This is a genomic window from Taibaiella chishuiensis (assembly GCF_003014535.1).
GTDB lineage: Bacteria > Bacteroidota > Bacteroidia > Chitinophagales > Chitinophagaceae > Taibaiella > Taibaiella chishuiensis.
In genome coordinates, this window is record NZ_PYGD01000002.1 from 412,830 (window position 1) to 433,433 (window position 20,604).

Annotated in this window: 19 protein-coding genes; 15 read left to right on the forward strand and 4 right to left on the reverse strand. The window is 52.2% G+C overall.

Annotation, left to right across the window (positions count from 1 at the left end):
• Positions 1-90 precede the first annotated feature (90 nt).
• The 3 genes from B0I18_RS09270 to B0I18_RS09280 all read left to right on the forward strand — a co-directional run bounded on the left by B0I18_RS09270 (position 91) and on the right by B0I18_RS09280 (position 3,016).
• Entirely contained in the window at positions 91-711 is a 621-nt protein-coding gene (locus B0I18_RS09270; RefSeq protein ID WP_106522404.1) for a DapH/DapD/GlmU-related protein, read from the forward strand.
• Positions 712-1,005: 294 nt separating this feature from the next.
• Positions 1,006-2,196, forward strand: a complete 1,191-nt coding sequence (locus B0I18_RS09275; protein ID WP_106522405.1) for an exosporium glycoprotein BclB-related protein — start codon at positions 1,006-1,008, stop codon at positions 2,194-2,196.
• Positions 2,197-2,239: 43 nt separating this feature from the next.
• Positions 2,240-3,016 carry a T9SS type A sorting domain-containing protein gene (locus B0I18_RS09280; protein ID WP_181358400.1) on the forward strand — a complete coding sequence of 259 codons (777 nt, stop codon included), beginning with the start codon at positions 2,240-2,242 and terminating at the stop codon, positions 3,014-3,016.
• 72 nt (positions 3,017-3,088) lie between these two features.
• Here the strand turns inward: B0I18_RS09280 and B0I18_RS09285 are convergent, their stop codons facing one another.
• A complete protein-coding gene (locus B0I18_RS09285) occupies positions 3,089-3,655 on the reverse strand; it encodes a dihydrofolate reductase family protein (RefSeq protein WP_106522407.1) in 567 nt (188 codons plus the stop codon).
• A 151-nt stretch (positions 3,656-3,806) separates the two neighbouring features.
• Positions 3,807-4,928, reverse strand: a complete 1,122-nt coding sequence (locus B0I18_RS09290) for an AI-2E family transporter (RefSeq protein ID WP_106522408.1) — start codon at positions 4,926-4,928, stop codon at positions 3,807-3,809.
• Between the two features lie 174 nt (positions 4,929-5,102).
• Between B0I18_RS09290 and B0I18_RS09295 the strand changes: the two genes are divergently transcribed.
• Positions 5,103-5,573, forward strand: coding sequence for a DinB family protein (locus tag B0I18_RS09295; protein WP_181358401.1), 471 nt, complete (start codon positions 5,103-5,105; stop codon positions 5,571-5,573).
• 86 nt (positions 5,574-5,659) lie between these two features.
• On the opposite strand, the gene B0I18_RS09300 is transcribed toward B0I18_RS09295, so the two are convergent.
• Positions 5,660-7,018: a DNA/RNA non-specific endonuclease gene (locus B0I18_RS09300; RefSeq protein WP_106522410.1), complete on the reverse strand. Its 1,359-nt coding sequence runs from the start codon at positions 7,016-7,018 to the stop codon at positions 5,660-5,662.
• Positions 7,019-7,069: 51 nt separating this feature from the next.
• Entirely contained in the window at positions 7,070-7,471 is a 402-nt protein-coding gene (locus tag B0I18_RS09305) for a nuclease A inhibitor family protein (RefSeq protein WP_106522411.1), read from the reverse strand.
• A gap of 774 nt (positions 7,472-8,245) precedes the next feature.
• Here B0I18_RS09305 and B0I18_RS09310 point away from each other — a divergent pair.
• From B0I18_RS09310 to B0I18_RS09355, 11 genes are read left to right on the forward strand one after another with little or no spacing between them, the layout of a single operon-like run.
• The gene (locus B0I18_RS09310; RefSeq protein ID WP_106522412.1) at positions 8,246-8,860 is read left to right on the forward strand and encodes a Pvc16 family protein; all 615 of its coding nucleotides are present in this window, start codon (positions 8,246-8,248) and stop codon (positions 8,858-8,860) included.
• 2 nt (positions 8,861-8,862) lie between these two features.
• The gene (locus B0I18_RS09315; protein ID WP_106522413.1) at positions 8,863-10,038 is read left to right on the forward strand and encodes a hypothetical protein; all 1,176 of its coding nucleotides are present in this window, start codon (positions 8,863-8,865) and stop codon (positions 10,036-10,038) included.
• A 12-nt stretch (positions 10,039-10,050) separates the two neighbouring features.
• On the forward strand, positions 10,051-11,496 hold the full coding sequence (locus tag B0I18_RS09320) for a phage tail sheath family protein (RefSeq protein WP_106522414.1): 1,446 nt from the start codon (positions 10,051-10,053) through the stop codon (positions 11,494-11,496).
• Positions 11,497-11,541: 45 nt separating this feature from the next.
• Positions 11,542-11,976 (forward strand): phage tail protein, encoded by a 435-nt coding sequence (locus B0I18_RS09325; protein WP_106522415.1) that lies wholly within the window; start codon positions 11,542-11,544, stop codon positions 11,974-11,976.
• 3 nt (positions 11,977-11,979) lie between these two features.
• The gene (locus B0I18_RS09330) at positions 11,980-12,447 is read left to right on the forward strand and encodes a phage tail protein (RefSeq protein ID WP_106522416.1); all 468 of its coding nucleotides are present in this window, start codon (positions 11,980-11,982) and stop codon (positions 12,445-12,447) included.
• A 4-nt stretch (positions 12,448-12,451) separates the two neighbouring features.
• Positions 12,452-12,616: a DUF5908 family protein gene (locus tag B0I18_RS25060; RefSeq protein ID WP_181358402.1), complete on the forward strand. Its 165-nt coding sequence runs from the start codon at positions 12,452-12,454 to the stop codon at positions 12,614-12,616.
• Positions 12,616-13,305: a CIS tube protein gene (locus tag B0I18_RS09335; protein ID WP_106522417.1), complete on the forward strand. Its 690-nt coding sequence runs from the start codon at positions 12,616-12,618 to the stop codon at positions 13,303-13,305. The genes B0I18_RS25060 and B0I18_RS09335 overlap by 1 nt, the downstream gene beginning before the upstream one ends.
• Positions 13,306-13,327: 22 nt before the next feature.
• The gene (gene vgrG, locus B0I18_RS09340; protein ID WP_106522418.1) at positions 13,328-14,953 is read left to right on the forward strand and encodes a type VI secretion system tip protein VgrG; all 1,626 of its coding nucleotides are present in this window, start codon (positions 13,328-13,330) and stop codon (positions 14,951-14,953) included.
• Positions 14,954-14,985: 32 nt separating this feature from the next.
• Positions 14,986-15,282 (forward strand): PAAR domain-containing protein, encoded by a 297-nt coding sequence (locus B0I18_RS09345; protein ID WP_106522419.1) that lies wholly within the window; start codon positions 14,986-14,988, stop codon positions 15,280-15,282.
• Between the two features lie 25 nt (positions 15,283-15,307).
• Positions 15,308-15,736: a GPW/gp25 family protein gene (locus B0I18_RS09350; RefSeq protein WP_106522420.1), complete on the forward strand. Its 429-nt coding sequence runs from the start codon at positions 15,308-15,310 to the stop codon at positions 15,734-15,736.
• 38 nt (positions 15,737-15,774) lie between these two features.
• Positions 15,775-20,580 (forward strand): OmpA family protein, encoded by a 4,806-nt coding sequence (locus B0I18_RS09355; protein ID WP_106522421.1) that lies wholly within the window; start codon positions 15,775-15,777, stop codon positions 20,578-20,580.
• Positions 20,581-20,604 lie beyond the last annotated feature (24 nt).

The following is a 20,604-nucleotide window of genomic DNA, read 5'->3' on the forward strand; positions in this document are numbered from 1 at the left end:
ATAAGCAGCGCTTTTTTGCGTTAGGGCAATTTTACCCGGAAATGCATGGTTGTATTTCCTTATTTTTATATCGTATAAAAACTGTTGGTTATGATTTCGTTGAGTCATTACGTGCCTGCTTTCGCCGCGGTATTCCCGGGTTTCGGTGCGCTTGCACCCTGGATGATCCTGGATAACCGGATGACTTTGCTCCGTGATAAAATGGCGGCGCTGCCTGAAGAAGCGTATGATATCCGTAATGGTGTGGCAGTGCACCGCTCGGCAATCATCGAAACCGGCGTGGTGCTGAAAGCCCCGGTAATTATCGGTCCTGGCTGTTTTATAGGGGCACATGCTTACCTGCGCGATGGCGTTTTCCTGGAAGAGGATGTCAGCATCGGGCCGGGCTGTGAAGTAAAGGCCAGCCTTATTTTTGCTTCCAGTGCACTCGCGCATTTCAACTTTGCAGGCAACAGCATTATCGGCAGGCAGGTCAACCTGGAGGCCGGCGCCGTGATCGCCAATCATTACAACGAACGTGCGGTAAAACAGGTGTATGTAAACGTAGCTGGTAAACGCATCCATACCGGTATGGATAAATTCGGCGCCCTGGTCGGCGATCAGTGTAAGATCGGCGCCAATGCTGTGCTGTCGCCGGGTACCCTGCTTGAGCCCCGTACCGTGGTAGGCCGCCTGGTGCTGATCGAACAGAATCCTCCCACAGAGCCATAAAGATATGCCCTGTTACGCTGTTTTATACCGGCGAGGTTGTAGCTCCCGCTACGACCTCGCTTTTCCACAATAGCAATGCCAGGTTATTTTTATTTTGTAATAAAATTAAATGTGTATCAGTGGACTATTCCTGCTATGATGCTGTTTGAAACGCTTTATTTTAAAGTACTATAGAATTATTTATATCTTCCTTAACAAATCTGGTACATATCCTATTGGTATTTATGTTGCGATTATGCATGGTGTGCAGATTACCTTCGCGCCCGCATTTTTAAACCAACACACTAACCAATTATGAGAAAAATTACCAGTCTTTTACTGGCTTTAAGCGCTATGGCAACAAGCGTTATTGCCCAGGTAAACCAGAAGATCAATTACCAGGCCGTAATCCGCAATGCTGCGGGGGCGCCGGTTATCAACCAGAATGTATCGCTGCGTTTCAGCATCCTGACCGGCTCTGCGTCGGGTACTTCCGTGTACTCAGAAACACAGGCGGCAACTACCAATGCCTTTGGCCTGACCAATGTACAGATCGGCGGCGGCACACCTGTAAGCGGCAACTTTACCACCATCAATTGGGGCAATGCCGCTAAGTTCCTGAAAGTAGAAGCCGATATCAATGGTGGCACTACCTATGCACAACTGGCAACGGTTGAAATGGTAAGCGTACCCTATGCCATGAATGCGCAAACCAGCAACGATAACCGCTGGAACCTGGCTACCAACGACATTACCAGCAACAATACCGGTAGCGTAGGTATTGGCGGTACGCCCAATGCCAGTGCCAAACTCGATATCTCCGCTACCAATAAAGGTATCCTAATTCCCCGCATTACACAGGCCAACCGGCCGGCAGCGCCTGCAGAGGGCCTGATGATCTACCAGACCGATAATACGCCCGGGTTTTATTACTACGGCGGCGGCAGTTGGAAGCGGGTGGTAAACAATACTGATATCGCCGCTCCTGCCGGTACGATCATCCCGTTTGCTTCCGGTATACCGGTTACGCTTACCACGCTGATCGGCGGTTTCTCCGGTACTGGCGCCCTGGTAGGTTTCGGTAATGCGGCATCAGGTATCAACCTGACTACGAGTAGCTTCGATATCAGTGGCGGTGGCGCTGCATTGATCAACTGTGCCTTTGTAGCCCCCAGGAGTGGCGCGATAACTTCTGTTGCCGCCCATTTCAGCGCCGCTGTAGCGCTTGCCCTGCTTGGCTCTGATGTTAATATCACAGCACAGTTGTATAGCGCACCCGCTGGCAGCAATGTCTTTACGGCCGTAGCCGGCGCTACTGTTGCGCTTACGCCTGCATTTACTGCCCTCATTCCCATCGGCACTACGGCTACGGGCATTACCACCGGTCTGAATATCCCGGTTACTGCAGGTTCCCGTTATGTATTGGTTTATGCTGCCACTATGAACGGCTTGCCTGTAGTCAGCAATATAAGCGGGTATGCAAGTGCAGGTATCAATATTAACTAACCCGTTCCGGTTGTATGCATAACCGGAGTGTCAAAATATGATTATGAAAAACAAGCTATTCAGATACCTGTTGCCTGGTATATTGCTGGGCGGGTATATCCTGCCGGCGTACAGCCAGTCTGCATTGCCTTATGTATTTGCCAGTGGTGGCGGTACTGCGGCCGTCGCCGGTGGCAATGTGGTCGACTTTACGGTGGGCGAAACCTTTATCGCTACCGTAGGCTCCAGCCCCCAGGCTACACAAGGCTTTCAGCAACCTTCTACCAGCGGCAGCCCGCTGGGGGTGCAGCTGCTGGGCTTTACCGGTACCGCTAAAAAGGACTACAACTTCCTGACCTGGCATACGGCTTTTGAAAAAAACAACGATCGCTTCGTACTGGAACGCAGTGCGGACGGTGTTGACTTTACACCTGTAGCTACTGTATACAGCAAAGCAAGCGGTGGGTACAGCACCACAGAGCTGTTGTATACCTATACCGACCGTGCTATGACGGCGCCGGTAAATTACTACCGCTTAAAGCAGGCAGACCGCGACGGGGCTTATACTTATTCTGCTGTAGTACGGCTGGAAAGGAATAACGTGGAAGGCAGCCTGTTCGTAACGCCCAACCCCACCCGCGATAAAGCGGTGCTGTCTGTTGCAGGGGCTGTTGCTCAGGCACGTATACAACTGGCCGATATCACCGGCCGTATCCTGCTTACCGCACCGGTTACAGCAAGCGAAACGGTAATCGACCTGGGCGCATATGTACCCGGTATTTACTTTGTCCGTTATGAAGACGGGCAGCATGTTGAATCCGTTAAAGTGGTGAAACAATAAGCAACCCGGTACCGTTAAAAATAAAAAGAGGTCTTTTCATAAACGGGAAGACCTCTTTTCGTGATCTGCTTTTTAAGCGCGTTTTTGATAATGAAGTCCTACAACGCCCGATGCAAAGGGCACGACACTCAGCAGGTCGAGCGGCACTTTACCGGTTGTATCTTTGAATAACGGGATGCCCGTACCCAGGATAACCGGGTTGACAAACAGCCAGAACTCATCGATAAGCTGTGCTTCCATAAGGGCATGCGATGCGCTTGCACTGCCGAAGATCAGGATGTTTTTACCGCTTTCCTGTTTCAATTGCCTGATCTGCGCCGCAAGGTTATCGCTAACGATCTGCAGGTTCGGATCCTGGCTTTGCAGCGTATGCGACAAGACCACTTTCTTTACATGATTATACCAGCGCGAGTGGTCTTTGTCGTGGTCGCTGGCATTAGGCTGATCGCCGGCTGTAGGCCAGTAGCCTTCCATCATCTGGTAGGTGACGCGGCCGTATAACGCGGTATCTGCGGCTTCGGTCAGTTTACCTGTATATTTAAAAATCTCTTCGTCTACATGGATCCAGTCCATGGCGCCGCCGGGGCCGGCAACAAAGTTGTCGAGCGAGGTATGCATACACAATACAAGCTTTCTCATTGGGTGCTGTTTTATTTAGGATAACGGGCTGTTTAAGCGTAAACAGCGCCGGCAATGACTTATCATATTACAGGACAAAGATAAATGCTGTGTTGTTTTCGTGCCGGGGCGTCCGGGCCATGCTTAGGCGCCGGTTGCGACAAAACCGGGTCTATTCTTCAGGCTTATCCGTCCCCGGTGGCTTGCGTGACTTGCTTTTCAGTTTCAGTGCTTTCTTGTCTTCGTCCGTGCCCATCAGTATGGCCCAGGGTTCCAGCCCGTTCACCCTTTCGAAAATGATCTTTAATATGGCGGCCAGCGGGATAAACAGGAAGGTGCCCGATATGCCCCAGAGCATAGAGCCCGTAAGCACGGCTACGATGGTGATGAGCGGGTTCATTTTAACCCTGCCGCCAACGATACGGGGCATCAGGATATTGGCATCGATAAAGTGGATGATCAGCAGGATGATGATCACCTGCAGGGCATCGCCCGGTGTACTGTTGCTCAGCGTGATAATGGCCGCCAGGGCCGCCGCGCTGTAAATGCCGATATAGGGTATAATATTGAGCACCGCCGCCAGGATACCCAGCAGGATCGCATATTTGACACCGAATATCAATAGGGCGGTACAGTTGATCAGCGCTACCAGGATCATTTCGATCAGCAGGCCGGCAATATAACCTTTGGCCAGTAGGCGGGTCTGGAGCATCACTTCGTTGACCCGGGTATGGTGCCGTTCTTTAAACAGCGCGATCATAAAGCGGCGCAACAGGCCCCTGTGGGTAAGGATAAAAAAGGTAAAGATAAAAACGAACACGGTCCAGATCAGGAAACCGCTGAGCGCGAGCAGGAACGACTGGGCTACTACGCTGATATAGTTGACGATGCTGGCGCCGGCACGGCTCAGGTACGAGATCTGGGTGCTGTAATTGACATGGTAGCGCTTGCTGATCCATTGTTGCAGCTCCTGGATCCATACCTGCATCCTGTTGCCCAGTTCGGGCATGTCTTTGGAAAAGTCGGTGATCTGCTGTCCCATAAACGAGAGGAAACCCGCAATCACCAGGAGGAACAACAGCAGGGAAATAAAGGCAGCAGCGCCACGGGGCAGCCTGCGCCGTTCGAGCCATTGGGTGAGCGGCAACAGCATAAAGCTGATCAGTACGGAAAAGAAAAGTGGAATAAAAATCGTCCGTCCCTCGTGCATCAGCAGGATAATCAGTGTCACAGATATCAGGATACAGGTAAGTCTCAGGTAAAAGGGGAGTCGCATGCTCGGACTTTCTTCCATAATTTTTGTTATTTCACAGGTAAAAGGCAAACTGTTTTGCCACAGCTAAAGTAAACATGTATGCCCGCAAAAACAAAATTAGAAACCGGTATGCCGGCGATGCCTTGAATGGCGCGTAATTGCGGCGCCGGGCTTAGAGCACGGTTATGCAAACTAATATCTGAAACCAGCAATATGCAGGACTTTTTACAACTACAATACGGCCTGGTACAGGCTTCCCGGGCGGTATTGCTGCAATACACCGCTACCATGCAGCAGCAGCACTTTACCCGCAGCAGCCCTGCATTCGGCAGGGGCTCGGTACGCAATCTGCTCGTGCATATCTGCGATACCTATCACTACTGGATTGCAGACCGCGTTTTGCAGCTGGAGCCTGCTTTCCCGCCTTTCGATGCTTATGATACCCTGGACCAATGCCGGGATTATTTCGAAAAAACGGATCAGCTCATGACCTTATTCTTAGAACGCTTCGCGGGCCAGTACACCAATCCCCTGCCTGTACAACGGCAGCAGGGAATAGACATGCTCAGCCCGTTAACGCTGTTTACCCATGTTATTACCCACGAATTTCATCATAAAGGACAGATCCTGTCGCTGAGCCGGGACCTGGGTTATACGCCCGTCGATACCGACGTGATCCGCTAAAAGCAATACAGGCAGCCGCTACCGGCTGCCTGTTGCTGTTTCAGGATGCTTTAATAGGCGTATAAGTCCTGTCCTTTCCGTTATAACTACAGGTTATCCACTACGGCTTCGATGCTGTTCTGCACCGATACGGGCAGGGAGGAGAGCAGGTCGTAACCGGTAGCCGCTTCGATGGCGTCTACCGAGGTGCGGTATACTTTCCAGTTGCTGTTGATGCTGTTGGTATTGGGTGTATTGACAGCGATCACGCGGGTGCTGGTCGTAACGCGGCCCAGGTCGTTATTACCGTTAGGGATCACCACGATCACCTTCCAGATATTGGAAGGTACCGTTACATTACCGCCGTTAATGGTATTGGTAACACCGCCATTGCTGCCGGTGCCGCCGGTGCCGTATACACCGCTGATTACGTATACTTCGTTGCCTGCAGTTACGAGCCCGCGGGTATAGTCTTCCAGGTTGTTCCAGGTTTGCTGGTTATTGTTGGGCGCCTGGGGAATCATATTCGACATCAGGAAGGTAGCAGAGTTGGCGGCTACCGAAGAGGTACGGTCGGCCGAAGGACAGTTATGACCACGGTCGAAGCCGCTGCCGCTGTAACCGCTGCTGGGTACGCGATACCAGCCGGAAGGCAGGCTGTTGTCGGCACGATAGTCGTCCTGGCGTGGCGTGCTGCCGAGGTCGCTGGCGTTCATGTGCCAGGATACCCAGTTGGGCGTGCCGCGGTCCCTGTTGTAGGACAAGCTGTAATAGGTTTTATCCATCAGGTAATTGGCCGGCATAGCAATGTCGGTAGCCGCGTTGCTTGGGTTGCCCATCAGCAGGTTACTGTTGTCGCCCGGGGTAATAACCGTAGTATCGGGAGGATTGGTTGTGGTAGTATCGGATTCGATGCTGAAGTCATCGATGTTTACCCGGCCGCTACCCGCAAGCTTCCTGATCTGGAAACGGGCAGGACCGCTGAGGTTGGTATTGAATACAACAGTCTGCAGGGTGGTGGTAACGGTTACGACATTGCTGCCGGTCTGCGCCCAGTTTGCGCCGCCGTCGGTAGAGTACCACAGCTGCCAGGTGCTGGCTACATCGGAACCGAACTTGGCATGTGCGATGCTTACCTGTACTGCATTGTTTACATCGAATAACATGGTAATGCTGCCGCTGTTGCGGATCCTTACCGATTTGCCGCCGTTTTTGGCATCAGTGGCCAGGTTGCCGATCAGGGCCTCGTCGAAGCTCCAGGTACCGCTGGGCAGCGATACATTACCGATAGCATAAGCTGCTTTGCTGCCCGATTCAAATCCTTCAGGAAAGCCGGAGATCAGGGTCTCCACGGTAGCCGGCAGACTGGTCGGGTTCTGGCCGGGTACAGGCAGCTTGTCTTTGGTACAGGAGGCGAAGAGCAGGCACAGGAGTGCCACTACGCTGAAGTGTTTCATTGCGTTCATCTTTATTTAGGGGTTTTTGGGGTGAACTGGATCAGGACTGCATCCTTCGGCTCAGGTCTCTATGGCAGTGGTTTGGATGGCTATACAGGATTGCCCCGGCAGGTAGCCGGTAATAACGATGGGAATACGGCTGCTGCCTTCGGCCCGGGTAACGGTTATATCGGACAATTGCTCCTGCAGGTAGGTAAATAATTTGTTGAGCTTTGCGGCATTCTGCACCAGTACCTCATCGCCGGGATCGCTGCTGCGGCCCAGGCGTTCGAAGAAGCCAGCCGGATCGACTTGTTTCAGGCTGCCGGGATCGGCCTGTAGCATAGCCGCAATTTTGTCGTTGCGTTCCCCGGGAGCTACGGCTCCCCAGTCGCTTACCGTAAAGGGATGTTCTGATTCGCTGAAATACAGCGCCCCGTCTATCATAGCGGAGGTCTCGGATATAAATGCAGCAGGGTTCATAATACAAAAATGAATGATTCATTTTGTATTTTTCAGCGCTACAAATAATGATAATATTTAATTAATGTTATCCCGGTGTTACCTCTTGATTAAGTAATTAAGTTGCCGGCAGCAACGGTTAAACGTAACGTATTGTGGTTAAGCTTTTGCCGTTTTTAAATCCTGTTGGCCAAGCCCGGATTGCGGGTGTTAATTATTTGTATGTATATTGATTATCTTAATTTTAGGTGTTTTCACGTATTTTTTGCCGGCTTGCATTTTGGGCATCTTTTTAATTTTTTGATTTTAAATTAAATATGGATATTTTTATTTTAATTTTTCTAATAAATCCACGCCGCAGCTATAAATGGATTTTTTTTCGATTTTTAAATTATAATTTTGTCCCGGGAAGACAGTTAAACCCGCTGCCTTTACCTACCCTGAACCAAACAGACGGCCCGGCAAGAACCGGGAAATTACCAAACCTATCAACGACCATGAAAAGCATTTTCTTCACTTCTTTATCGGCGGCTCCCGGAATTTAGTTTTCCTGACAGACAGACCCGACCTTCTTCGAAAAAAAACACTGTTTTTTATACGCCCTCTTTTGAACGGGCCGGTAAGTTTATTTACCCGCTGTTCAGGATAGCTTCGCAAATTTTTTTTACAACAGGACTGCCGGAGGTTCCCTTCCGTGTCCGTTACTACTGTTGCCGCATTATACCGGCAAATGCTCCCTGGCCTCTTAGCTGCGCGGACCGGAATCCCCATTATTAAATCTTTCAAATTTAATACATGATACGTACTGCCCTGACATTTATAAAAAATGAACTGGATGCCTATTTCGTGGCCCGCGAAAATGATCCTGCCTTATATGCTCCCGGAAGTAATATAGAACTGCAGGCGCTGGCCGCTCCCGGAGGCGCCATCGACCTTAACGATAACCTGCATGTGTACATGATGCTTGCCGGTATCGAAGAAGGCCGCCGCGAAGGCAAAAGGCCCTTGTTTATGGCGGCGGATAATAACGACCTGTATAAGCTCAATCCCCCGGTAGAACTGGAGCTGAGCGTGCTCTTTGCCGCACACAGGAGCAGCTACCCGATGGCCCTGCGCGATCTTACCCATGTGATCAGCTTCTTCCAGGCCAACCCCGTATTCGACCGGCAGCGCTACCCGGCGATGAATGGTACGGTTACCGACCCCGAGGCTACGCCCTGGCAGCTTGTAGATCGCCTCTCCTTCCGGATGATGAACTTGGGCTTTGAACAGCAGAATAACCTCTGGGCTATGATCGGTACCAAATACCTGCCGAATGTTATGTACAAGGTCAATGTGCTTACCGTATTCGATACGCAACCTAAAGAAAAAGCAATCCCTGTTTCCGAATTCAATATTCAAGAGCCCTAATCATGAATGCAATACATGTAAAATACAGCACCCTGTTCAGCCTGGGCATCCGGCAGCTGTACTATGCCAACGGCATAGGCCCGGGCTACCGCATCAGCCCGGAAACGGATATGGACATCCTGCCTACCGAAGCCACCGTAAATACCCTGCGCAGGCTCGATATGATCTTTAAAAGAACCGACCGGAATGCCGGCTTTACCCTGCTGGCCAATACCATCGGTAAATCGGGACCCAACGATGTGTTGCGTGTGGCGCCGGGCAAAGGCGACCGGCTCAGCTTTTTTATCCTGTTTAAAAAGGCTGCTTCCTATCATTATAACCTGTTGCCTATGCCCATGCCGGCCAACAGCCTGTTGTACTTCAGTAACGAAGTGGGCGACGGCGCTGCACCGCGTGCCAACCTGCACCTCAGCACATCGGCAAACGGGGTGGATGGCAGTGTGGATCTGATAAAAAGCGCCGGGCCGGTATACCGGTACAACCACAATACCACCATCGTTCCCGGTAAGGCCAGGGTGGTGCACCGTTCCGGTGCGGTATTACTGCCCGAATCGCTGATCAATGAAAACGGCAAAGCCGCCCTGGTCTTTAACCTGCTGTCGCTGCCGGAAGGCCGCTGCAGCCTGCTGGTCGACGGTGTCACCATCGAAGCGTTTTATTATACCGGTCCGCTGGATGGGTTGAAAGTGGCCGGTGTTATCGACCTGAGCCTGGCCGATGTGCTGCCGGCCAATTACCGGATCGTAGAGCCTGCCAAACAACTGGCGCCCGCCCGCCCTGCATTCACCATCTCCTTTCCCAACCGCAAGACCATATGGCGGTACGTGGTACAAATGCAAAGCAGCAGCCCGCTGTACCTGCAAATGAAAGACCTGAACCCGGCCGATAAGATACAGTTCCTCAATACACTCAAAATAGAAAGCAACGATCCTAACGTGGTTTTTACCCGCTCGGCGGCAACCGACTTCAGTATCGTATTTGAATCCACCCAGCCTATTGCCCTGCAGGAGCGGTACCTGGCTTCAGCGGTCAACGACCCGCTCCATATCAACTTCAACCGTTACCCCGGACCGGGTACGCCTACGGTACTCCGCGCCAGCCTGCCTTATCCCTCCACGGATATGATCAATGCCCTTAATCCCAACGCTGTTTTATCTGAAATATTCCTAACCATTTAAACTCTAACAAACATGTCTGTTTTAAAACTCTCCACCCCGGGTGTGTATGTGCAGGAAGTATCTTCCCTGCCGCCTTCTGTTGCCGAAGTAGAAACGGCAATACCGGCTTTTATCGGTTATACGGCCAAGGCCGACCGACTGGCTCCGGGTGACCTGGTCATGGTGGCCAACAAAATCAATAACATGAGCGACTTCGAGCACTTTTACGGCGGAGCTCCCCTCGAGTCCAACAACAGTATCACCGTTGCCGTTAAGGATTATGGCAACAGCCGCTACGAAGTGGGCTTTGGTTACGATGCCACCCAGCGCTCCAAAAACAACCTGTACTATTCCGTAAAACACTTTTACGACAACGGCGGCGGTACCTGTTACATTGTAGCGGTAGATACCTACAAAGCCAGCGTGGATAAAGACCTCCTGAAAAAAGGACTGGACGTGGTGTACGAGGTAGACGAGGTAACCCTGCTGGTGGTGCCCGAAGCCGCTAAGAACGATGCTGCAGCTTATACGGACGTAGTGAATAAAATGATCGCCCAGGCCGCTGCCCTTAAAGACCGTTTTGCGCTGATCGATCCCTTCCAGGTGACACCGAAAAACTCGAGCGATCCTAACGGCGATATCGATGCCGATGTTAAACTGATCCGCGATGCGAGCCTGTCGGTAGCCGAGAACCGTTATGCAGCGGCTTATTATCCCAATGTAGTCACTACTTATGATTTCCAGTATGACCTGCCCAACCTGCAGATCGATACGTATACCCTGGTAGGGGTAGCGGCGCCATCGGTGGCCGGTCATGCAGCAGGCATGGTCCTTTCTGCCGCCGGCGCGGGTTCCGTGCTCTACAACAAGGTAAAGGACGAACTGAAAAAGCAATATGTAACCCTGCCGCCTACACCCGCCATTGCCGGTCTGTATGCCCGTGTGGACAGTACCAAAGGGGTGTGGAAAGCGCCGGCCAATGAATCGCTGATGTCGGTGATCGGTCCGGATATCGCGATCTCCAACCGCGAACAGGAAAACCTCAACGTCGATTCGTCTACTGGTAAATCCATCAACGTGGTGCGTAGCTTCCCGGGTTATGGCACCCTGGTATGGGGCGCACGTACCCTCAACGGTAACGATAACGAATGGCGTTATATCAGTGTGCGCCGCTTCTTCAATATGGTAGAAGAGTCGATCAAGAAATCGAGCCAGTGGGCGGTATTCGAACCCAATACGATCAATACCTGGGTAAAGATGCAGGCCATGATCGAAAACTACCTGTTCCTGAAATGGAAAGAAGGCGCGCTTGCCGGCGTAAAACCGGAGCAGGCTTATTATGTACGGGTGGGCCTGGGCACAACCATGAATGCCATCGATGTACTGGAAGGCCGTATGAACGTAGAGATCGGTATGGCTGTTGCCCGTCCGGCTGAGTTTATCGTATTAAGCTTTACCCAGTTAATGCAACAATCTTAATTCCTGCATCAAAACCATTTCTAAAAATCAATAAAACAAAATATTATGGCAACGTATCCCATCCCGGTTTTTCATTATAAAGTATCCTGGAATAACGAAGACATCGGCTTTTCGGACGTATCCGGACTGACCCAGGAAATATCGCCGATCGAGTACCGCGACGGCCTGATGTCGGCAACCACGGTGCCGCTGAAAAGGCCGGGCCTGATCAAGGTAAACAATATCAGCCTGAAGCGCGGTATTACCGAAAAGAACAACGACCTGTTCAACTGGTTCAACAATAACGGCTCCCCCAATGTGGAGCGCCGAGACATTACCATCTCCCTGCTCAACGACGAAGGCAACCCGGTAATGGTATGGTCGGTATCGCAGGCCTGGCCTGTGAAGTGCGAAGGACCGGGGCTCAAAGCTACCGGCAACGAGATCGCCATCGAAACCATAGAACTCGTACACGAGGGTATTAAAGTTAAAACCGTATAACACATGGCCAGCTATTATCCACCCACGGGCTTCCATTTCCGGGTCGAATTCCAGGGCATCAGCGGTATGGATAGCGATACCGAGCAACGTTTCCAGGATGTAGGCGGACTCTCGTTCGAGATCGAAACCGAAACCGTGAATGAAGGCGGCGAAAACCGGTTTAGTCATAAGTTCCCGAAACGGACCAAGTATCCCAACCTGGTGCTGAAGCGGGGCCTGCTTACCAATACCGCTTTGCTGGACTGGATGAATGCCGCCATGAATACCTTTTATACCGTAGTGATCTATGACTTCAAACCTGCGGATATCCTGATCTCCCTCCTGGACGAGGCAGGCAACCCGCTGGCTGTATGGAGCGTGGTACAGGCTTATCCCGTAAAATGGTCGGTATCCGATTTCCGGTCGACGGAGAATGCTGTGGTTGTGGAAACCATAGAACTGGCCTATCAATATTTCGAACGAAAACTATAACGCCATGCCTGTCCAGATCAATGAAGTAGTCATAAAAATATCGGTCGATGCTGACCCTGCCGGAGCTCCTGCACCGGCAGCTTCAGCCGGTCTGTCCGATACCGGTAACGACGATGCAGCCATTGCAGCGTTGGTCTTACAAATCATCAAAGAAAAAAATGAAAGATAATGGACGCGCAATCCGCAGCCAAGCTGCCTTTTAATCTGAAGATCATCCCTACCAACCGCGACGGTATACCGATGGGCGTGCCCTTCCTGGCTATGCTTAACCCCGAAAACTTTTCGGTAAAGGAAGATGTAGTCTGGTATGAAAAGCCCATACCCGGCAAGAACGGGACCGATCCTACCTTCCTGGCTGTTCGCCCGCGCACCTTTACCATCGATTTCATACTCGACGGAACCGGCGTGAATACCAACGGGGTTAAGATCCCGGTTACCGCACAGGTAGCGCTTTTCAGGGGGGTAACCACCAATATCCGTGGTACCATACACCGCCCCTCCTACCTGATGGTACAATACGGCACTTTTGTAAATGTATGCGTACTGACCACCTCGACGGTTACCTATACCATGTTCGACCTGGCCGGTTTGCCGATCAGGGCCAAGATCTCGGCCACCTTTACCGAACGCATCATCTCCGGTCTCAGCGATGTACTGGGTATGTTGTCTTCGCCGGATCTTACGCACGAGGTAGAGGTAAAGCAATACGACCTGTTGCCCCTGCTTACCTATAACATATACCAGAACCAGCACTACTACCTGCAGGTGGCCAAAGCCAACCGGATCAAGAATTTCCGGAAGCTGAAGCCCGGCACGAAGCTGAACTTTTACCCGCTGTTATCCGCAAAAAAACAATAAAGCATAAAACCCAGTTACCGTCATGAGCTTAACCAGTTTCCCGCCGGGCAGCGCAGCGCCCACCGATGTCGTAAGCCAGAAAGTCTGGATCAATGGCGCCGTACTCAGCAACGAAGTATTGCTGAGCCAGCTTACCGTGCAAAAGACGTTCAATAAAATAGCCTCTGCCCGGCTGGTGTTTGTAGACGGCTCTGCTGCCGAACGCGATTTTGCACTGAGCAGCGGCGACCTCTTCAAACCGGGCAACGAGATCCGGATAGGCCTGGGCTACGATGGCGATGTGACCACCGTGTTTGAAGGCATTATTGTAAAACACAGTATTAAAATAGGGCAGGGCGGAAGATCGCTGCTGATGGTCGAAGCTAAGGATAAAGCCATAAAGCTGACCGGCGCCCGTAAAAGCGCTTACTTCAGCGAAAAGACCGATAGCGATATCCTCTCCGAACTGGCCGGTGGCGCCGGTTTACAGACCGAGATCGCGACAACCGCCTTCTCGCATAAACAAATGGTACAGTTCGATACTACCGACTGGGACTTTATGCTTACCCGTGCCGAAGCCAATAGTATGCTGGTACTGACCGACGATGGCAAGATCGTAATCGGCAAACCTGTAGCCGCAGGCCCTGCGGTACTTACTGCCTTATTTGGCAGCAATATCATGGAGTTTGAAGCGGAAATGGACGCCCGCCGGCAACTGAAAAGCGTAAAGGCCGACAGCTGGAGCCCGACCAACCTGGAGCTCGATGAGTCGTCGGAAGGCACGGCCACCTTTACGGAACCTGGCAATATTACGGCTTCTGAGCTGGCCGATATCCTGGCTGCCGACCTGCAATTGACGCATACCGGAAACCTGGGCCAGCAGCAATTGCAGGACTGGGCCGATGCCTATGCCTTACGCAGCAAACTGTCGAAAGCCGTGGGCCGTGTACGCGTCCAGGGCAGCGCCGATGCCAAACCCGGCGTGATGATCACGCTTTCCGGCGTAGGCGACCGCTTTAACGGCGATGTATGGGTAACCGGTGTGCTGCATCACTTCGACGGCAACTGGACCAGCGATGTACAATTCGGCTGGGCCGAAGGCTGGTTCTATAAAAAAGAAGAGGTGATGAACAAGCCTGCCGCAGGCCTGCTGCCCGGTATAAACGGGTTGCAGGTAGGTACCGTAGTCGATACCGCCGATCCCGAGGGCAACTACCGGCTCAAAGTACATGTGCCCACCATTACCGGTGGCGGAGATGGCTTCTGGGCGCGGGTTGTAAGTCCCGATGCCGGCCAGGACCGCGGGCTTTACTTCCGGCCGCAGACCGGCGACGAGGTGATCCTGGGTTTTCTCAACGACGATCCCAGGGAGCCTGTTGTGCTGGGCTGTATGCACAGTAAGGATAAGAAAGCCCTGCCCTTCCGCGAGAACGAAGAGTTTGGCGTGATTACCAAGGAAAAAGTAAAAGTGTTGCTCGACGATACCAATAAAAAGCTCACCCTGAGTGTAACAACCAGCTCGGGCGATAAGACCATTATCCTGAACGACTCCGGCGCTATGGAGCTGAAGGATGAATACGGCAACAGCATCAAAATGGAACAGTCGGGTATTACCATCGAGGCCAGCGCCAATGTAACCATTAAAGGCGCCCAGGTGTTGATCAACTGATTTTTATTCCTGACCGCTAAAAGAGAAAAGCCATGCCAGCAGCAGCCCGCATCAACGACAATCATACCTGTCCTATGGTTAACCCGGGCACGAACAGCCCGCATACCGGTGGCCCCATCCTGCCGCCCGGCGTACCTACCGTACTCATCGGCGGTCAGCCGGCTGCCGTGGTGGGCGATATGTGTACGTGCTCAGGACCGCCGGACAGCATCATTAAAGGATCTGCCACGGTACTGATCGGCGGCAAACCCGCAGCCCGCCAGGGCGACAGCACGGCTCATGGCGGCAGCATTACCGCCGGCTGCGCTACTGTGCTCATCGGCGGATAAAAGACTAACCCCTAAAATTTTTACCATGCAAGAAAATAGTAACCGTTCATTTTTAGGTACCGGCTGGAACTTTCCGCCTACCTTTCGCCGGGAGTGGTATGGTCCCGAAATGCTGAGTGGGGAGGAGGATGTGCGCAGCAGTATCCGCATCATCCTCGAGACCATTACGGGCGAGCGGGTCATGCTGCCCAATTTCGGTTGTAACCTGCAGCCTTATATTTTCGAACCCATGACGCCGGCTACCATCACCCTGATCCAGAAGATCGTTTTCGAAGCGTTATCCATCCATGAGCCCCGTATTATCGTAGGCGATATTACCTATAAGCTGGATGAAGCCGCCGGTGTACTGGAACTCGATATTCCCTATACCATCATTACCACCAACACCCGTTACAACTACACCTATCCATTCTATATCGAAGAGGCTACCAATATCGAACGTAACCCGGCATAGTATCCCTTCCTTATTTTTTTATCTATAAACCCTGCCCAATGAGCAATTGTAACTGCAATACTGAAATCATCCGCGACGGCTCCAGCCAACTGGATCGATACCTACAGGCACTGGATCCCGCTTATGCGCCCGTGGACGGGCGCAGCCTGGAAGATCTGCTGGTTTTCGCGAAACGTTATGCCGCCCGGATCAGATTTTACGATATACCTGAAAGCAAGATCAACGACGACACCGATCCCGGGAAACTGAGCTGGAGCGAGTTCTTCAGGAGAGATATGGCCGTACTGGCATCGTCGGTTGCAACGCTTGATGCCGGCCGGTTTAAACTGCGCTACGATGCGCAGCGTGAAGCCCTCGAACAGGCTCCCGACCGGGATAAATACGTATCTCTCTACCATATCGTACTCGAAATGGCAGCGCAGATCGATCAGTGGTACCGTGTTGCCATACCCGGCAACCCCTTACGCACCGACCTGGACCTGGCCATCGATGCACACCTGCGCGGGCAGATGCAGCGTGTGATCGCCTACGAGGAAGGATACCGGCTTATCGATGCCAAACATCCTTTACAACTCGATTATACCATCATCAGTAATGACGCATTATGGGGCCTGGACGATGCCATAGATCCTGATGCGACTATTTATGATGCCGACAACTTTGAAGATAAACTCAGGAACGCAGCTTTATATGCGGATGAGCTTTTTAATAGTTTTTACAGCTTTATCAATAACCTGGTCGAACAGTCGGACCGCTACCTGCAATTCGCACTGGAACAATACCCCGGGCATCAGCCGCATATGGCGCTGTTTATCGCCTTCCTGAAGCTGTTCCGGCTGGCCCAGGAGCAGATGAACGGTCTTACCGGCCGTATGCTCGACTTCTACTATAAAGAAGTGCTGCAGCTGCAGGCCAAGGATGCGTTGCCTGACAGGGCCCATGTCGTGTTTGAACTGGCCAAGGAAGTAACCGAATACAGCCTGGATCCCGGTACGGCGCTCAAAGCCGGCAAGGACGGCGGCGGTATAGAACAGGTGTATGCAACCGATACCGGCCTGGTGATCAACCAGGCTAAAGTAAAAGAACTGAAAACCATCTTTATCGAAAAGACGCCGCTGCAGGCCGGTCCGGAAGATAAGACCCTGCAAACCATCTATGCCCGGCCCGTGGCCAACTCGGCCGATGGTTACGGCGCGCCTTTCCTGGCGCCCAATCCCAAGTGGTACACCTTTGGTAAAGGTGTGCTGAACGATAAACAAAAATCCGATACCTGTGCGGTGATCCGCGATATGGAAGATGCCGGTACGGTACTGAATCAAACGCAGATCGGCTTTGCCATCGCCTCGCCCCAACTGGTATTGCAGGGTGGCAACCGCCTGATCAGCTGGAAACTCGATGGTTTCAGCGAAATATTCCGTGAAAAGGAATTGGATAGCAACAATGGCGATACCGCCGAAAAAGACCTGCTGATCGTGCTCAGCGGTGAAGAAGGCTGGCTGCCGGTGGCACGCAGGCTGATGACCTGGGAATACGACAATTTCAACAACGAGTTGCGCAGCGGTGCATTTCCGCGTAATATCGATACTTCCTTTTATTACCACGACCGGGGCGGTAATACGCTGCATGTATACCTGCCGGTAGCGGAAAAGGCCATCGTGCCTTATAATACCAAACTGCATGCCGGCAAAACCTTTATGACCCAATGGCCGGTAATGCAGGTGCTGCTGGGGCCGGATGTAAAGATCGACGAAGGCCGCTTTAATGCCCTGCGTTTTAATGATCTTTCCCTGTCGGTACGTGTAGGGTCGCACAACCTGCACGAAGACAGCCTGATGGCCGCGCATTTCGACGGGCTTAAAAAACTGGTGCTGCAGAACGACGACGGCCTGATTACACCAGGTAAGCCTTTCGATCCTTTTACGGCTTATCCCTTACCGGGCAAGTCGCTTTATGTGGGCAGCAGCGAAGTGTTTAATAAACCCCTGACCGAACTCTCCATCCACATCAAACATACTATGGAGCGCAATGCGCCTACCAGTCCGCCTTCCAGCCCGCCTTCCGACGAAGAGGCCGCCGATCAGAACGCCTTTTACCGCACCAGTATCCTGGAGCAGAAGTCCTGGAACGAGCTGAAGTATGACAAACAGCTCTTTTCGGAAGCAACACTGTCCAAGGACTTGTTCCGCGACCGTTATTTCCCTTACGGTTATACACAAACCGACCGCAAGCCCATTGCCTTTTACGATAAAGTGGATGATAAAACGACCAGGGGTTTTGTACAGCTTAAATTCAGTACGCGCGACTATAACAATAATAGCTTCCTGAAGGATAATAAGCTGTCGGATACCGACAACAGCACCTGGCAGGCCCTGGCTATGAAATTCCAGGTAAAGGAGATCTCGGTGAGTTATGCTTCCGAGTTGCGTAACCTGGACCAGGAGATCGACCAGTTTTTTCATGTATATCCTTTTGGCGCTATAGAGACTTATACCATACCCTATGTGGAGCAGCCCCAGGGATCGCCGCCCTACAACTATTTCTACGATACGCCGAACTACGCCCGGAAGGCCGCTTTACAGGCACTGCCCGGCACACAGCCGGCTACGTTTGAAGAGATGGACCGGCAGCGGGGTTGGCTGCTGGTGGATGCCGATGAACGGTTGTTGCCGCATTTTACCTACAAGAGCGTGTATGCATTACCGGAAGCGCCTGTAGCATCGCCGCCGGTTAAACATACGAAACCCAATATGCGCAGGCTCAAAGACGGTAGCCTGCAGGAAGTGATCGTAACGGGCAGCAAGCGGGCCGTGATCAGCAACCAGTACGCTGGCAAAATACAGGAAGAAGGTATGCTCTTTATCGGCCTGGAAAATGCAAAGCCGCTACAGACGCTTTCGATGTTGTTCCAGTTTGCCGAAGGCAGCGCCGAAGATGAAGACAACGAGCCGCCTGCAATCAACTGGTCCTATCTCAGCAACAACGAATGGAAACCCATGCGGGGCGAAGATATCGTGAGCGATGGCACTTACGGTTTCCAGACCACGGGTATAGTTAAGGTCAATATCCCCGGCGATGCCACCGATAACAATACCATCATTACCGCCGGGCTGCACTGGCTTTGCGCCAGCGTTACCCAAGATGCCAACCGCATCCCTATGTTGATCGATATCCGTACACAAGCTGTTACGGTAACCTTCCGCGACAACAACAATGACGCCACGCATTATGACAAAGCGTTGCCTGCGGGTACCATAGCCAAACTGGCTAGCGCTGTGCCCGAGGTGAGTAAAGTAGAGCAACCTTTTGCCAGTTTCGATGGTAAACACAAAGAAGCCGGCCGGGAATACTACCAGCGTGTAAGCGAAAGGCTCCGGCATAAACACCGCGCCATTACACCCTGGGATTATGAACACCTGGTGCTGGACCGTTTTGCTACGGTTTATAAAGTAAAATGTATCAGTCATACCGACCCGGAATGCCTGTGCCGCGATACGGTAACCGTTTCCGGCAGCGATAGCAAGACTTTTATGGTGCCCCAGGAAGATCCCAATGGCGGTATCCTGCTCGACGATATTGCGAAAGAACTGCTGGGTAATACACAGCTTACCGGTAAGGTACGCGGTTACGGCGACGGGCCCGAAGGCCTGATGCTGGCCAAACGCAGGGCTGATAAGATTATGCAGCTGCTGGTAAAATATGGTATTGCCGCAGGTCGCCTGTCTACGGAAGCATTGAACGGTACGGATAATACCCGGTTCGAAGTAATTGTTTCGGGTTACCCGGTAACCGGCAGCCAGGCGCATTGCTGTGGTCCGCAGGTAGCGCCGGGGCATGTACTGATTGTACCGGTAGCCGACCTGAAAAACAGGAATTCCATTAACCCTTTACAGCCTAAGACCGGCCGCAGGGTCTTGCTCGATATAGAACGTTACCTGCAGGGCCTGAGCTCGCCTTTTGTAAAGATCCATGCCCGCAACCCGGTATATGAAGAGATACTGACCTCCTTCGCCGTGAAGTTTTATACCGGTACCGACCAGGGTTATTTCCTGAAAGTACTTAACGACGAACTGGTGCGCTTCCTGACGCCCTGGGCCTTCGACGAACAGGCAACCTTCCGATTCGGGCAAAAGGTTTATGCCTCTTCGATCATCAATTTTATCGAAGAACGGCCTTATGTAGACTTTATCACCGACTTCGAAATGCGGGTATGTATGGAAACCTGCTGCCCCGAACCTGCCGGCAAACGCAAGCGGGATGATAAGTTCAGCCCTGCCGATCTTTCCGGTTGCGATGCTATCGAAAACCTGATCGGCGACGCATTGAAAGACAGCGGTGCGATTGTGGCACGCCCTTCGGGTCCTCGTTCCATCCTCGTTTCTGCACCGCGGCACCAGATCCGGCCTTATGTGGCGCCCATACTGGAAACACCTTGCGAGCAGCGCCAGAAAATGAAGAAAGCAAAACCAGCGCCGGTTACGGATACCCGTATCGATCCTGTGGACGTAAAGGACAGGGTTAAGGATGTGGTGGCTACAGACCATGCGGCTGTGGAAAAAGAAACCGCTACCGGGGTCAAAGCAAAAACAGAAGCGCTGAAGGATACGTTGACGGCTGCTAAAGCTACTAGCGCATCACTGCGTGAGGTTAAGGCCACGGTGGCGAAGAAAACCGCGGAGGAAATCCCTGCTGTTCCGGCAGCGCCTGCCGGTGCTGCTGCTACACCCGCCTCGCCGGAACCTGCTCCTGCAGCTGAAGACGCGGCTGCAACGAAGAAAGTAGCCGCTAAAAAAACAAGCCCTGCCAAGCGTACCAAAATAATCACTATTAAAAAGACGGATAAGTAGTCCTGCTGCTCATCTATAAACCTT

Excerpts from the sequence above, each read along its gene's own strand:
- B0I18_RS09270 (WP_106522404.1), top strand. The coding sequence starts at position 91 with ATGATTTCGTTGAGTCATTACGTGCCTGCTTTCGCCGCGGTATTCCCG.
- B0I18_RS09275 (WP_106522405.1), top strand. The coding sequence starts at position 1,006 with ATGAGAAAAATTACCAGTCTTTTACTGGCTTTAAGCGCTATGGCAACA.
- B0I18_RS09280 (WP_181358400.1), top strand. The coding sequence starts at position 2,240 with ATGAAAAACAAGCTATTCAGATACCTGTTGCCTGGTATATTGCTGGGC.
- B0I18_RS09285 (WP_106522407.1), bottom strand. The coding sequence starts at position 3,655 with ATGAGAAAGCTTGTATTGTGTATGCATACCTCGCTCGACAACTTTGTT.
- B0I18_RS09290 (WP_106522408.1), bottom strand. The coding sequence starts at position 4,928 with ATGGAAGAAAGTCCGAGCATGCGACTCCCCTTTTACCTGAGACTTACC.
- B0I18_RS09295 (WP_181358401.1), top strand. The coding sequence starts at position 5,103 with ATGCAGGACTTTTTACAACTACAATACGGCCTGGTACAGGCTTCCCGG.
- B0I18_RS09300 (WP_106522410.1), bottom strand. The coding sequence starts at position 7,018 with ATGAACGCAATGAAACACTTCAGCGTAGTGGCACTCCTGTGCCTGCTC.
- B0I18_RS09305 (WP_106522411.1), bottom strand. The coding sequence starts at position 7,471 with ATGAACCCTGCTGCATTTATATCCGAGACCTCCGCTATGATAGACGGG.
- B0I18_RS09310 (WP_106522412.1), top strand. The coding sequence starts at position 8,246 with ATGATACGTACTGCCCTGACATTTATAAAAAATGAACTGGATGCCTAT.
- B0I18_RS09315 (WP_106522413.1), top strand. The coding sequence starts at position 8,863 with ATGAATGCAATACATGTAAAATACAGCACCCTGTTCAGCCTGGGCATC.
- B0I18_RS09320 (WP_106522414.1), top strand. The coding sequence starts at position 10,051 with ATGTCTGTTTTAAAACTCTCCACCCCGGGTGTGTATGTGCAGGAAGTA.
- B0I18_RS09325 (WP_106522415.1), top strand. The coding sequence starts at position 11,542 with ATGGCAACGTATCCCATCCCGGTTTTTCATTATAAAGTATCCTGGAAT.
- B0I18_RS09330 (WP_106522416.1), top strand. The coding sequence starts at position 11,980 with ATGGCCAGCTATTATCCACCCACGGGCTTCCATTTCCGGGTCGAATTC.
- B0I18_RS25060 (WP_181358402.1), top strand. The coding sequence starts at position 12,452 with ATGCCTGTCCAGATCAATGAAGTAGTCATAAAAATATCGGTCGATGCT.
- B0I18_RS09335 (WP_106522417.1), top strand. The coding sequence starts at position 12,616 with ATGGACGCGCAATCCGCAGCCAAGCTGCCTTTTAATCTGAAGATCATC.
- vgrG (WP_106522418.1), top strand. The coding sequence starts at position 13,328 with ATGAGCTTAACCAGTTTCCCGCCGGGCAGCGCAGCGCCCACCGATGTC.
- B0I18_RS09345 (WP_106522419.1), top strand. The coding sequence starts at position 14,986 with ATGCCAGCAGCAGCCCGCATCAACGACAATCATACCTGTCCTATGGTT.
- B0I18_RS09350 (WP_106522420.1), top strand. The coding sequence starts at position 15,308 with ATGCAAGAAAATAGTAACCGTTCATTTTTAGGTACCGGCTGGAACTTT.
- B0I18_RS09355 (WP_106522421.1), top strand. The coding sequence starts at position 15,775 with ATGAGCAATTGTAACTGCAATACTGAAATCATCCGCGACGGCTCCAGC.